This is a genomic window from Anaeromusa acidaminophila DSM 3853 (assembly GCF_000374545.1).
In the GTDB taxonomy this organism is placed as follows: domain Bacteria; phylum Bacillota; class Negativicutes; order Anaeromusales; family Anaeromusaceae; genus Anaeromusa; species Anaeromusa acidaminophila.
Map to the genome: position 1 here is coordinate 1 of NZ_KB894622.1, position 12,769 is coordinate 12,769.

Below are 12,769 nucleotides of genomic sequence, written 5' to 3' on the forward strand. Positions count from 1 at the left end.
CTTCCCAAGGAAGTGTTACCAGTATTCCATCGGGAACGATATGTTTATGGTCTGGTAGTAATACGTCAATTCCTTTTGGATGGGCTTTATGTGATGGAACGAATGGCACACCAAACTTAAAAGACAGATTTGTCATTGGTTCGGGAAATAAGTACGCACCACAAGTATCTGGTGGAACGGAACAAGTTACTCTCCAAGCATCTAATTTACCAAGTTCAGCCTTATCATCACTTGCGAACTTTTGGGTGCTATCGGGATTTTTCGACACCGCGGCTAACACTAGTTTTGGGAATACTTATCAATATGACAAGTTATGTAGATCGGAAGCAACCACTGTTAATTCTCAGTCATTGTTTTTTACCCGTTCATTATCGTATGCGTTGATTTCATCTGGGTGGTCTAATATCCCAATTGATATTCGTCCTCCATATTATGCATTGGCTTACATTATGAAATTATAAACGGAATCTTCCCAAGGAAGTAGTGCGGGAGGTGTTCCAATTGGAACGGTCATCATTTGGCCTGTTGCTATAAATCCAATGGAAGGGGTTTGGCTTGAATGCAATGGACAATCAACCGCAGGATACCCATCGCTTGCTACCATAGTTGGTAGTAATGTTCCAAACTATCAAGGTCTTTTTCTTCGAGGCTATGGTTCACAACTCTTTACTGATATTTATGGAACGGTAAATCATTCTTCTTTGAGTATGGGTGTTATACAAGGTGACTCTTCGAGAAATGCAGAGGGATCTTTCTTGGGTGACGACTCAGTGACTGGATATTCTGGTTATACTCCAATTGGGGCACCATCTCCGACAGGTGTTTTTAGCACGGGAGCTGCCTATAATTTTGATTTGCAAAATAATGGATCTGGAAATGGGCATATCATTAAATTCTCATTAAAAAACGTTATGCCAACCGATAATGAAAATAGACCTTTAAATACAGCAGTTAAATTTTTAATTAGAGCAAAATAACAGTATTGTGCCAAAGTAATCTTCCCAAGGAAGTGGTACTCTGCCATCCGGTAGCATTATTCCTTGGTACGGCGATCTAGCGTCTATTCCGACTGGCTTCGCTTACTGCGACGGCAGCAATGGTACACCGGATCTAAAGGGGCGGACAGTTATTGGTACTGGCGCATGGAGTGATGCGTACGGTAGCGTAGTGTACACACTTGGGGACGCAGCTGGTGAACGCATGCACAAGCTGATAACCAATGAACTACCCGCTCATTCTCATACAACATCCGGTATATATAGCCAAGATTTTGGGAATGGCGTTGGTCATGCCTATACTGGCATAGGTGGGTTATTATCCAATATCGTTACGACTAAAAATACAGGCGGCGACCAGCCCCATAATACTCTTCCTCCTTATATGGCCGTTCATTGGATTATCAAGCTATAACCTTCCCAAGGAAGTGCTGCTATTCCCGTAGGTACGGTAATCTGGTATGCGGCTCCTGCGCCGCCGGATGGTTTCCTAGAGTGCAATGGACAACCAACGGCGGCCTATCCGTCATTGGCCGCTATTGTCGGCGCTACGGTACCGGATCTACGTGGTGAATTTATTCGAGGTTGGTCACATGACAAAGTAGGTACGCCAGATGCCGGAAGAATGTTTGGTAGTTGGCAAGACTTTCAAATTCAAAAGCATGATCATAAAATTGAAGCAGGATCTCATGGTGCTGGTGGAGGTGATGCAAATTTTGTATATTTGCCCCCCGATCATAGCGGCGGTTGGAATCCTAACCCTCAATCTGGAATTGAAATATTTACTTGGTACACAGGAGGAAATGAAACACGGCCACATAATATTGCGTTGCTTCCTTGTATCAAATATTGACTGGAAACTTCCCAAGGAAGTAGTAGCTCTGGGGTGCCAGTTGGGACTGTAATAATTTGGCCTTCGGCAATTAATCCTTCGGATGGCAACGTTTGGTTAGAATGCAATGGCCAATCTACAAGTTCGTATCCTTTGTTAGCTGCCATTGTAGGAAGCAACGTTCCAAACTACCGAGGCTATTTTTTAAGAGGTTATGGTGGTAATTCAGCGGCAATAAATATAGAGCAAGGAGATGCTATTCGTAATATAAAGGATACACTTTCAGCATTTGGAGTGGGTTTTTATTCTTCTTCATCTGGATTATTTACTGGTTCTGGAACTCCGATTCATTTCGGAAGCACATGGTTTTATAACGTTGGTAATAGGTCTGTTACGTTTGATGCTTCGAAAGTCGTCCCCACCGCAAGCGAAAATCGTCCTCTTAATAAAGCTGTACGATATTTAATAAGAGCACAATAACTTCCCAAGGAAGTAGTGGCGTTCCGCCAGGGACTATCTGCTTGTGGTCTGGCAGCATAGCGTCCATTCCGTCCGGCTGGGCGCTTTGCAATGGAGATAATAATACCCCGGATTTGCGAAATCGCTTTGTGGTTGGTGCCGGAAGTGACTTCAACAACTATTCTCCTAGTTGGGGCTATCGATCATCGTTAATTACTACAACGACAGGGGCTTTATCTGCTGGTTCATATTCCCCAGGTTCTATTGGTGGATATGATCAATATAAAATGATAGTCGAAGAAATGCCAACGCATAATTTGACATTTAATTTAGGAAGAAATTTTGGTGCTTCTTATAGTAATAATCCAGCTTATGGCTTCGAAAGTGGAAGATACGCCATAGCAAATGAAAGTGTTACTCCTGTTACTGTTTCTATACAGTCTGTATCTATTGGCAATAGTTGGTTGCAAGAACATCGACCACCTTATTATAGCCTGGCATATATTATGAAGCTATAACCTTCCCAAGGAAGTAATGCTGACGAAGTTAATTTTAACGAGCCTGGATACATTAAGTTTTCAAACGGATTTATCATGCAATGGGGTAATACGTCGATTTTAGGAGCAGGTTCTTCAGAAACAATATTCTTTCCCAAACAATTTCCCAATGCTTGCTTAAATGTGCAAGCTACTGCTAGTAAACTAATTGGAACAACCTATACTCCAAATATTTTAGTAAAAAGCAATTCTTATTTTTCTATACTAAATAGCAATAGTTTTGGAGCAAATACGAGTTGTACAAGTAGATATTACTGGACTGCAATAGGGTACTAATTTATATAATCTTCCCAAGGAAGTGGTAATTCTACCCCTATCGGTGCTGTTATTGCCTGGCCTTCATATACACTTCCTTCTGATGGGAATTGGCTTGAATGTAATGGTCAATCTACTTCTGAATATCCAGAGTTAGCCGCTATTGTTGGTCCATATGTACCAGACTATCAAGGAATGTTTTTACGTGGTTATGGAAGCCAAACATATAGTCAGGTGAATGGGACATTAAATGGAGTTACAGTAACAAATTATTCATCTAATACACTTGGAACTATACAAGGAGATGCCATTCGTAATATCACTGGAAGTGTTACATCAACAGGTGCATCCGGTCCTCTATGGACTGGAACCACTGGTGATATAATCGGTACGGGAAGCTTAGTTGCAAATAAAAAAATGGGTGGGGATATAGAAGGATGGGTAGTTACTGGATGGACAGGTGGTTTTTCCTTAAATGCCTCACTCAGCGTTCCAACAGCAAATGAAAATCGACCTATAAATAAAGCTGTCAAATGGATTATAAAAGCAAGGTAATCTTCCCAAGGAAGTGTTTCTAGTATCCCTGCTGGAACCATCTGTATTTGGCATGGCAGCATTGCCTCGATTCCGATAGGATGGGCCTTATGCGACGGATCAAACGGAACTCCTGATCTTCGGTCACGCTTTGTTTACGGCGCCGGCGGTGATGTAAACACCAAGGCTTCGCTTGCAATTGGATGGAACGCGGTAAATGGTCATTGGCCAGTTGGCGTTACGGGTGGTGAAGAAATGCACATATTAACCATTTCGGAAATGCCTAGTCACAAGCATAATGTTAATGTTGCAATGTGGACCACTGAAGGGGTTAGCATTTCCGTTAATGGTAGAACGGGAATTGCCGGTGTAGCAACAGAACCTATTCAACCAACTGGCGGTAATCAAGCCCATAGCATTTTCCCTCGTTTTATGACGTTAGCCTATATCATGAAATTATAACTTCCCAAGGAAGTGTTTCTGTTCCTACGGGAACCGTGCTTTGGTATGCAGCGCCCACGCCACCAGAGGGATTTATTGAATGCAACGGGCAATCTACGGCGGCGTATCCGGCATTAGCCGCCGTCGTGGGCGCTACGGTTCCCGATCTACGGGGAGAATTCATTCGCGGCTGGGCGCATGATCGAACCGGCATAGCCGATGTAGGACGTTCTTTTGGAAGCTGGCAGATGGATGATTTTAAAAGTCATACTCATTATACGTGGAGTAAGCTCGGCACATATTCTGGGACGGATGGTTGGGATGGAGTTGGAGGAGTATCTTGGGGGTTATCGACTTATAAAACTGGTGCAACCGGCGGCAGTGAAACTCGTCCGCGAAATATAGCATTACTACCTTGCATCAAATACTGACCGGAACCTTCCCAAGGAAGTAGTACTTCTAGCGTACCTATTGGAACAGTCATTATCTGGCCTTCGACCGTCGATCCAACCGAAAGCGTTTGGCTAGAGTGTAATGGTCAATCTGCGCTCGTTTATCCGGCCCTGGCGGCCATTGTCGGTAGCACGGTCCCAGACTATAGGGGATACTTCTTGCGTGGCTATGGTGGCAATTCTGACGCGTTGGGAGTCCCACAGGGCGATGCCATTAGAAACATTACTGGGTATACAGGGGCTTCTTTGCCGAATGCGGCTGGGTGGATGACTGGCGCCTTTTCACGCGCAGGCACAGGGGGTGTTGGTTGGTATCAAGATGTTTCCGGAGGAACAAGTTTTGATGCTTCACGTGTAGTTCCCACGGCAAATGAAAATAGACCTATCAACAAATCCGTGCGGTTTTTGATTAAAGCCAAATAAACAATAATCTTCCCAAGGAAGTAGTGTTTTAGGCATAAAAGTGATCACCGGGGTTGGTAATGGTTATGGATATTTACCGATTCCAGCTGGCTTTGAAAGGTCAGAGTGTAAGTTTTTAGTGTCGTTTCAGCAAACGGGTGGAGGAGACAATCATTATGCGCTTGTAACCGATGATGGCTATGTTGCTGGATTGAATCACGTACAAGCTTATCGATATATTGTGATTGGGGAAAAGAGGTAGAACCTTCCCAAGGAAGTAATAGTGGGATTCCTCTTGGCTCTATCATTATTTGGCCAGTAGCAAACAATCCAACCGAAGGTGTATGGCTGGAGTGTAATGGGCAATCTACAACAGCGTATCCTGCATTAGCAGCCATTGTTGGTCCTACTGTACCCAATTATCAAGGAATGTTTTTGCGCGGCTACGGAAGTCAATACTCTTTCCACTACGGGACGGTTCTTCATTCTTCGGGAAATCTAGGCGATTTACAAGGTGATGCGATTCGAAATATTACCGGGAGTATAGCAAGAGCTACTAATTCTGCAGCTTGGGTTGGTTCAACTAGCGGAATTTTTGGAACTATTTTACCAGATGGTACTGGAGTAGGAGGCAATCAACAGTCCCCCAATTACAAAGGAGTTGATTTTGACGCTAGTCGAATGGTACCTACTGCTAATGAAAATCGTCCTATTAATAAAGCCGTCCGCTTTTTGATCCGAGCCGCATAATCTTCCCAAGGAAGTGTTTCTTCGGTTCCTGTGGGTATGATCGCATGGTATACTGCCCCTACTCCGCCGCCTGGCTGGTTAGAATGTAACGGCCAATCTACCGCTGCTCACCCCGAATTGGCAGCTATAGTAGGTCCTAATGTACCAGACTTGCGCGGCGAATTCATACGAGGATGGGATCATGGTGCTGGAAAAGATGTCAGTCGTTTATTGGGCAGCTGGCAAAATTATTCTGTAGAGGACTTTAAAATCGGTTTTTATTTAAATGGGACTTTGTACTATGATTCAATCACTACTGGTAGCATTGGTCCTGGCGGCGCTTATCCGCGATTGGCAAATGGTTCAATAAACACATATGTTTTAAGACCGATAAAAAATGACAGTTCGGGAAATTTAATATCTTTATCTAATGAAACAAGAAGTCGAAATGTGGCCCTTTTACCGTGCATTAAGTACTAATCAGAACCTTCCCAAGGAAGTGTTTCCATCCCCACGGGTACGGTGATCTGGTATGCAGCGCCTACGCCACCAGAAGGTTTTATCGAATGCAACGGCCAGTCTACTGCAGGCTATCCAGCATTGGCCACTATCACCGGCAGTACGGTGCCAGATCTACGAGGTCAATTTATCCGAGGTTGGAGCCATAACACTTCTCTTGATAACGGTCGTACTTTTGCTTCGTTCCAACAAGCAACGGCACTAAGCTTTGCTGGCAATAGGACTAACGATGGTTCCCTATCTAGTGGAGGTTTTACAAATGATATAACTTATAGCGATGGCGTTCTTTACTCTTATGTAACAGGACATGGCTCTGCAACGGGCGGAGTCGGTATTAGTTATATGCAAGCAGTTCGCCCGTACAATGTTGCACTGCTTCCCTGTATCAAATATTAATCAATGATAACTTCCCAAGGAAGTATTGTTTCAAGCATACCCGTCGGAACGGTTATAGCATGGCCATCAAACAAACCGCCTAATACTAATACAGGAACATGGTTTGATTGTGATGGCTCAACATTTTCTAATATCCTATATCCTGATTTATATAATGTATTGGGAACGACTGTTTTGCCTGATTATAAAAATAGATTTCTACAAGGTTCTATTATTCCAAATCAAATTTTAGAAGCTGGATTACCCAATATTACAGGGAAACTTTTTTATATCCCTCATATGTCGGATGATATTATTTATGGACAAGGAGTGTTTTCGGCAAAATTTACTGGATATGATGGTATGCGTTCTTCTTCATTAGGTTTAGGCGTTCCTTTTGAAATATCGTTTGATGCATCAAAAGGAAATCCTATCTACGGATCATCTAATACGGTACAACCACCTTCGGCGACAGTTAGATACTTGATAAAAGCTAAATAATAGAACCTTCCCAAGGAAGAGTTTGTAATATTCCTATAGGCACTATTATTATTTGGTCAGCTGTTGCCATGCCTTCTGATGGCACTTGGTTAGAATGTAATGGGCAATCCACTACCAACTACCCCGCTTTAGCAACAATTGTTGGTAGCAATGTCCCTAATTATTGTGGGATGTTTTTGCGTGGCTATGGTCATCAAACCTTTAGTCAAAACAATGGTAGTTTATATGGTATTACATCTACTTCTTATTCATCTGGTCAATTAGGAGCACTTCAAGGTGACTCTATTCGTAATATTACTGGCTCTCTTTCTGGTTATGACTTTCAAGGTGATGGAACTCCGTATTCTGGGGGTGCTCTGAAGATGGAAGAGTCTACTGCTGGATATTCTGGTATAGGTTATGGCGGTGGAGAAAGACTCTATACTTTTGATGCATCACGTATAACTCCTACAACAAATGAAGTTCGACCTGTTAATATTGCTGTTCGGTACCTCATAAAGGCCCAATAATCTTCCCAAGGAAGTAGTACCTCTTCTGTCCCCATTGGAGCTATTATTATTTGGGCCTCTGCTGCTCTACCTACCGATGGGATTTGGCTTGAATGTAATGGACAAAGTACAATCCTTTATCCGGCATTATCATCCATTGTAGGCCCGGCTGTGCCTGACTATAGGGGCATATTTTTAAGAGGATATGGAAGTCTGTCGTATGCTCAATTAAACGGTACCTTAAATGGAGTTACTACTACAACCTATACCTCAAGTGCGCTAGGAGTTATACAAGGGGATGCAATTAGAGACATTTACGGTTCGAGCGGAGCTGCTTCAGATGATTATACAGCCCCATCCTCAGGAGTATTCATAAGGGACCACGGCGGCTTCGAAGCTGCAAATGGCGGTTGGGCAACCTGGGGAATTTCTTTTTTTGCATCCCGCGTGGTTCCTACAGCTAATGAGAATCGTCCAATTAACAAGTCTGTTCGTTACCTCATAAAAGCACAATAGATAGTATTTCCCATTTATTTAATATTGAATAGAACCTTCCCAAGGAAGTGTTTCTTCTTTGCCGGTCGGCACTGTCATCTGGTTTGCTGCAGCTACACCACCTACTGGGTATTTAGAGTGCAACGGTCAGTCTACAGGAAGTTACTCGTTATTAGCCTCAGTTGTAGGTCCTAATGTACCTGATCTTCGCGGAAAATTTATTCGTGGATGGAGCCATGAAGGAATCATTGACTCAGGGAGAATTTTTGGAACGCTACAACAAGATGCGTTACAGAACATACAAGGCTCCTTTGATGGCATAAGTTCGATTTATAACTATTGGTCATATTCTTCAAAAACGGGCGCATTCTCAAATTCTCCTGCTCCTTTTGCTGGATCATATCTTGCATACGGAGGTTCTGCTGCTAATTTAACAATTACTTTTGATGCTTCTCTTTCGGCAAGAACCGCTAATGAAACACGCCCAACTAATATTGCTTTACTACCTTGCATTAAATATTAAACTTCCCAAGGAAGTGGTGTATCGCTTCCAATAGGTAGTATCATTGCATGGCCTTCATCAGTATTACCCTCAGATGGTGCTTGGATAGAATGTAATGGTCAATCGACAACTGCTTATCCTCAATTGGCAATTATTGTAGGAGAAAATGTTCCAGACTATCGTGGCGTATTTCTTCGAGGGTATGGAAGTGTTCAGTCAAATCATTTTGGTCTAGTTACTCACCAAAGCAATAGTTTGGGGGTGTTTCAAGGTGATTCTATTAGAAATATAACAGGATATGTAGGTATATCACAGCCAAGCTCAGCTTATACAAGTGGAGCTTTTACGAAAGGGGCTAATACAGGAGTGGGGTGGTATGCGGATGTATATGGAGGTACTCTTTTTGATGCATCCCGTGTTGTTCCTGTTTCTAATGAAAATAGACCTGTTAATCGCGCCGTTATTTATATCATAAAGGCACAATAACTTCCCAAGGAAGTATTTCTTCCTTACCGATTGGCACTGTTATTATCTGGCCATCTTTTTCAAATCCAACTGACGGTAATATTTGGTTAGAATGCAATGGACAGTCTACTTCTGCCTACCCTGCTCTTGCTGCAATTGTAGGCGTAACCGTGCCTGATTATAGAGGAATCTTTCTTAGAGGATATGGATCACAAACAAGCATGCATTATGGCACTATAACTCATTCAAGTGCTTCTATTAACCAACTGCAAGGAGATTCTATTCGAGAAATTTATGCAACTAGTGGAGGTGCCTACGAACAAACTCCAAGTTACTATCTATTTAGCCCCCTAATGAAGTTGGAGTCTTGTCTCTAAATCGGATAGAATAAAAACAGAAGGGTGGAGACAAGATATGAAGGGCAAAAACTACACTAAAGAATTTAAAGAATCAGTACTGAATGAGGTTCGTGAAACTAACAATGTAGCACAAGTAGCTCGGCGGCATGAGCTATCGACGAAAACAATCTACGCTTGGCGAAAGCAAGCCAGCACTCGCGCTTGGGATGTTACCGACGGAACTGCTAAAAAAATAGCTTCTTATACTCCGACCGACCAAGAATTTAAGCAGGTTGAACGAGAAAACAACCAGTTAAAACAACTTTTAGGTGAAAAAGACCTTGAGATCGCCTTGTTGAGGGAAGTCTTAAAAAAGTCCCAGCCCGGTTATCGGACAAAATTGAAATAGCATGCAACTGGATAAACCGGGGGTATTCAGCAACGGTTGTGTTGCGAATTTTAGAGATTGCAGAGTCATCATATTACTACCATCAAAAAGAAAGCATAGCGCCCGTGCAGAAGGGTATCGGCCACTGTGGCCGTCCTATTAAGGGATATTCTTTTGATACGTCCTGCAAGAAAATTAGCGATGAACAAATCAAAGATTGGCTTATGGAAATGATTTTGGGAGAAGAAGACAATTATGGTTATCGGAAATTGACCAAAGCATTGTGGCGCCAACACCAGCTGGTAATCAACAAAAAGAAAACCTACCGGCTATGCAAAGAACTTGGGATATTAAAGAAGCAGCGGCAGCGCAAGTTGCATCATCCGCGGCGCTTGGCAAGAAATCGAACTGTAACCGGGCCAAATCAGCTTTGGGAGACCGATATCAAGTATGGCTATATTGCAGGAGAAGACCGTTTCTTTTATTTCATGGGCGTTATTGATGTCTATGATAGAGAAATCATAGACTACCATCTGGGCTTGAATTGCGAGGGCAAGCACGCAGCTCATATTCTGGAGCGTGCATTATGGAGGCGAAAACTAACGGCTACTACTACACGTCCTGTCGTGCGGACTGATAATGGTCCACAGTTTATTAGCCACGCCTTTGAAGATGCTTGTATAGCATTGCAAATTGAGCATGAGCGAATTCCGCCCAAAACCCCAAATCTGAATGCCCATATTGAATCATTTCACAGTATTTTGGAACGAGACTGCTACTCACGGCATGAATTTGTCAGCTATAGCGAAGCCTATGAAACGGTTGCGCAGTTTATTGATTTTTACAACCACCGCTTTCTGCATGGAAGTCTGGGCGATATTCCGCCTAGTGAATTTCACAACATGGTTTTGCAGACCAATGGCCAACCGTTTGTCGTGACATTGTGATGAAATAAAGAGCTATGCTACAGTATGGCTTGAAATAGAGACTATACTCCAAAATTATGGGGTTGAACCGCTATTTTACGGGTGCTATCCAATATACAAGTTATGCTGGAGGCTTTAATGGACAAGCTGAGGGGCCTTCATATTTATGGCATTCTGATTTCAAGGCATCTCGAGTTACTCCTATATCTAATGAAATACGTCCAGTTAACAAAGCTGTGCGTTATTTAATAAAAGCACAATAACTTCCCAAGGAAGTGTTGGTCCCATTCCGGTTGGCACGGTAATCTGGTATGCGGCTCCTACGCCGCCGGATGGTTTCCTAGAGTGCAATGGCCAACCAACGGCGGCGTATCCGGCTTTGGCAGCCGTAGTGGGCGCTACCGTTCCTGATCTGCGCGGCGAATTTATTAGAGGATGGGCGCATGATCGGACCGGCATAGCTGATTCAGGACGGTCTTTGGGAAGCATACAGACTGATGATTTTAAAAGTCATGATCACCCAAGAAGTCCGTATGGCTTTAATGAAATTGCTTATTGGACAATAGGTACAAATTTAGGTGGATTTGCTTCTCATAACTCAGGTGAACAATATTTTGCAGCAACAACAGGATTGAGAGGAGGAACTGAAACTCGTCCTCACAATATTGCCTTGTTGCCATGTATCAAATATTAACTAGAATCTTCCCAAGGAAGTGTCGTTTCCGGAGTGCCAGTTGGAACAATTATTGCATGGCCTTCGGAAATAATGCCTCAAGGATCAGAATCAGGAAAATGGCTAATTTGCAATGGGCAATCGACAGCAGCTTATCCTGCATTAGCCGTTATTGTTGGTGAATATGTTCCAGATTATCGGGGCTTTTTTTTAAGGGGAGTAGGAGGTGGGGCATCGGCACTTGGTTTAGCGCAGGGAGATGCAATTAGGAATATTTACGGGTCTTCAACGTTTGCAGCAGTATCGAATCAAGCAAGCAATTCTCCTAGTAGTATAAATGGTGCCATCGGAAATATTTTTATTGGTAACGAGCCTTCCCCTACTAGTGGTAACCCTTCTGCATGGTTTGCTTTCAATTTTGATGCATCCAGAATAGTTCCAACCGCAAATGAAAATAGGCCCATAAATAAAGCCGTATATTATCTAATTAAAGCTTCTATTTAATTTGAATCTTCCCAAGGAAGTAGTAGTTCAGTGCCTATAGGGACTGTGATTTGGTTTGCTGCAGATACACCACCTACAGGTTTTTTGGAGTGTAATGGACAGTCCACAACTTCATATCCCGCCCTTGCAACCCTAGTTGGTTCAAATGTTCCGGATTTACGAGGAGAGTTTATCCGTGGATGGGATCACGGAAGAGGAGTTAATTCTGGAAGAGTCTTTGCTAGTTGGGAAACCGATAGTTTTAAAACTCATTCTCATGCAACACAGATTACTTTTAGTGGATTCAACGGTACGACAATCATTCCAGGGACAGTCGCCGGCATTGATACTTACACAGCGGGTGCCTATAGAACAAATTTTGCTTATAATAATACAACTTCTTCTGGAGGGATAGAAACTAGAGGAAGAAATATAGCTTTGTTGCCTTGCATCAAATTCTAATTAGAAGCTTCCCAAGGAAGCAGTGAAACATACTCATTTGATACAGACGGGTATCTTAAGTTTAATAATGGTTTTACAATTCAATGGGGACTTCTTAGAAATTCTAAATATCCTCTAGGGTGGAATACAATAACTTTTCCTGTAGAGTTTAAACATGCTTGTTTTGGAGTTCAGCTAACGCAAAGTTCAACTAATGGACAAGGATATGGAGTTGAAATTATTCCCAATTCTATAAATCGACTAAATTTCCAAGTGTATTTTTACGAGACTAGATATCCAACACAATGGATGGCAATAGGGTGGTAAAAACAAAGAAAACATAACAATGTTACACTTTCAGGGGCTCCATTTTTTGAAATGGAGCCTATCAGTTTTTTGGGCTATTTTGAGTGTAATATGAGGAAATCATAATGGGATTTTCCCCAGTAATTATAGTAAGTTAAGCGATTTTTGTCTTTGCATTTTCTTGCAAAACAAAAGTACCGCTACCTTGGGAAG

21 protein-coding genes and 4 pseudogenes are annotated in these 12,769 nt (G+C 42.5%); all 25 read left to right on the forward strand.

Translation table 11 applies throughout. The annotated features are described in order from the left end of the window. Positions 1-461: pseudogene (locus C508_RS20595) on the forward strand (hypothetical protein); the annotation flags it as partial. A 78-nt stretch (positions 462-539) separates the two neighbouring features. Further along, on the forward strand, positions 540-977 hold the full coding sequence (locus C508_RS20000; RefSeq protein WP_071595802.1) for a phage tail protein: 438 nt from the start codon (positions 540-542) through the stop codon (positions 975-977). 472 nt (positions 978-1,449) lie between these two features. Further along, positions 1,450-1,848: a phage tail protein gene (locus tag C508_RS20005; RefSeq protein ID WP_281167295.1), complete on the forward strand. Its 399-nt coding sequence runs from the start codon at positions 1,450-1,452 to the stop codon at positions 1,846-1,848. Positions 1,849-1,881: 33 nt separating this feature from the next. Next, positions 1,882-2,307 (forward strand): phage tail protein, encoded by a 426-nt coding sequence (locus C508_RS20010; RefSeq protein WP_169342538.1) that lies wholly within the window; start codon positions 1,882-1,884, stop codon positions 2,305-2,307. A 41-nt stretch (positions 2,308-2,348) separates the two neighbouring features. Continuing rightward, complete coding sequence (locus C508_RS20470) at positions 2,349-2,804, forward strand: hypothetical protein (RefSeq protein WP_156817672.1); 456 nt, start codon at positions 2,349-2,351, stop codon at positions 2,802-2,804. A gap of 51 nt (positions 2,805-2,855) precedes the next feature. Further along, positions 2,856-3,119: a gp53-like domain-containing protein gene (locus tag C508_RS20985; RefSeq protein WP_422664656.1), complete on the forward strand. Its 264-nt coding sequence runs from the start codon at positions 2,856-2,858 to the stop codon at positions 3,117-3,119. Positions 3,120-3,170: 51 nt separating this feature from the next. Beyond that, positions 3,171-3,287 (forward strand): annotated as a pseudogene (locus C508_RS20990) (tail fiber protein); the annotation flags it as partial. 6 nt (positions 3,288-3,293) lie between these two features. After that, complete coding sequence (locus C508_RS20015; protein ID WP_071595815.1) at positions 3,294-3,653, forward strand: hypothetical protein; 360 nt, start codon at positions 3,294-3,296, stop codon at positions 3,651-3,653. Between the two features lie 476 nt (positions 3,654-4,129). Continuing rightward, the gene (locus C508_RS20020) at positions 4,130-4,504 is read left to right on the forward strand and encodes a phage tail protein (RefSeq protein WP_071595816.1); all 375 of its coding nucleotides are present in this window, start codon (positions 4,130-4,132) and stop codon (positions 4,502-4,504) included. A 54-nt stretch (positions 4,505-4,558) separates the two neighbouring features. Further along, a pseudogene (locus C508_RS20995) lies at positions 4,559-4,672 on the forward strand (hypothetical protein); the annotation flags it as partial. A gap of 12 nt (positions 4,673-4,684) precedes the next feature. Next, positions 4,685-4,948 carry a hypothetical protein gene (locus tag C508_RS19150; protein ID WP_018704784.1) on the forward strand — a complete coding sequence of 88 codons (264 nt, stop codon included), beginning with the start codon at positions 4,685-4,687 and terminating at the stop codon, positions 4,946-4,948. Between the two features lie 288 nt (positions 4,949-5,236). Beyond that, complete coding sequence (locus tag C508_RS21000; RefSeq protein ID WP_422664657.1) at positions 5,237-5,677, forward strand: phage tail protein; 441 nt, start codon at positions 5,237-5,239, stop codon at positions 5,675-5,677. Positions 5,678-5,713: 36 nt separating this feature from the next. Further along, a complete protein-coding gene (locus tag C508_RS21005) occupies positions 5,714-6,136 on the forward strand; it encodes a phage tail protein (protein WP_083928140.1) in 423 nt (140 codons plus the stop codon). Positions 6,137-6,178: 42 nt separating this feature from the next. Then, a complete protein-coding gene (locus C508_RS21010; RefSeq protein WP_071595819.1) occupies positions 6,179-6,571 on the forward strand; it encodes a phage tail protein in 393 nt (130 codons plus the stop codon). Between the two features lie 3 nt (positions 6,572-6,574). Continuing rightward, entirely contained in the window at positions 6,575-7,051 is a 477-nt protein-coding gene (locus C508_RS20040; protein WP_071595820.1) for a phage tail protein, read from the forward strand. A gap of 50 nt (positions 7,052-7,101) precedes the next feature. After that, complete coding sequence (locus C508_RS20185) at positions 7,102-7,560, forward strand: hypothetical protein (protein WP_281167296.1); 459 nt, start codon at positions 7,102-7,104, stop codon at positions 7,558-7,560. Between the two features lie 553 nt (positions 7,561-8,113). Further along, positions 8,114-8,557: a phage tail protein gene (locus C508_RS20045; protein ID WP_169342539.1), complete on the forward strand. Its 444-nt coding sequence runs from the start codon at positions 8,114-8,116 to the stop codon at positions 8,555-8,557. 42 nt (positions 8,558-8,599) lie between these two features. Next, positions 8,600-9,022, forward strand: coding sequence for a phage tail protein (locus tag C508_RS20050; protein ID WP_281167297.1), 423 nt, complete (start codon positions 8,600-8,602; stop codon positions 9,020-9,022). Positions 9,023-9,066: 44 nt separating this feature from the next. Next, positions 9,067-9,378, forward strand: coding sequence for a phage tail protein (locus tag C508_RS21015; RefSeq protein WP_422664658.1), 312 nt, complete (start codon positions 9,067-9,069; stop codon positions 9,376-9,378). Between the two features lie 37 nt (positions 9,379-9,415). Further along, positions 9,416-9,748: a transposase gene (locus tag C508_RS0117090; RefSeq protein WP_018704788.1), complete on the forward strand. Its 333-nt coding sequence runs from the start codon at positions 9,416-9,418 to the stop codon at positions 9,746-9,748. Between the two features lie 11 nt (positions 9,749-9,759). Continuing rightward, on the forward strand, positions 9,760-10,674 hold the full coding sequence (locus tag C508_RS0117095; protein ID WP_281167298.1) for an IS3 family transposase: 915 nt from the start codon (positions 9,760-9,762) through the stop codon (positions 10,672-10,674). 283 nt (positions 10,675-10,957) lie between these two features. Beyond that, positions 10,958-11,347, forward strand: coding sequence for a phage tail protein (locus C508_RS20060; protein ID WP_281167299.1), 390 nt, complete (start codon positions 10,958-10,960; stop codon positions 11,345-11,347). 33 nt (positions 11,348-11,380) lie between these two features. Continuing rightward, positions 11,381-11,830 (forward strand): phage tail protein, encoded by a 450-nt coding sequence (locus C508_RS20065; RefSeq protein ID WP_071595824.1) that lies wholly within the window; start codon positions 11,381-11,383, stop codon positions 11,828-11,830. A gap of 30 nt (positions 11,831-11,860) precedes the next feature. Beyond that, the gene (locus tag C508_RS20070) at positions 11,861-12,271 is read left to right on the forward strand and encodes a phage tail protein (protein ID WP_071595825.1); all 411 of its coding nucleotides are present in this window, start codon (positions 11,861-11,863) and stop codon (positions 12,269-12,271) included. A gap of 69 nt (positions 12,272-12,340) precedes the next feature. Next, a pseudogene (locus C508_RS21020) lies at positions 12,341-12,577 on the forward strand (gp53-like domain-containing protein); the annotation flags it as partial. Positions 12,578-12,769: the final 192 nt, after the last annotated feature.

Coding starts and splice junctions, on each gene's coding strand:
- C508_RS20040 (WP_071595820.1), top strand. CDS start 6,575: ATGATAACTTCCCAAGGAAGTATTGTTTCAAGCATACCCGTCGGAACG.
- C508_RS20015 (WP_071595815.1), top strand. CDS start 3,294: ATGTTTTTACGTGGTTATGGAAGCCAAACATATAGTCAGGTGAATGGG.
- C508_RS21005 (WP_083928140.1), top strand. CDS start 5,714: ATGATCGCATGGTATACTGCCCCTACTCCGCCGCCTGGCTGGTTAGAA.
- C508_RS0117090 (WP_018704788.1), top strand. CDS start 9,416: ATGAAGGGCAAAAACTACACTAAAGAATTTAAAGAATCAGTACTGAAT.
- C508_RS20000 (WP_071595802.1), top strand. CDS start 540: ATGGAAGGGGTTTGGCTTGAATGCAATGGACAATCAACCGCAGGATAC.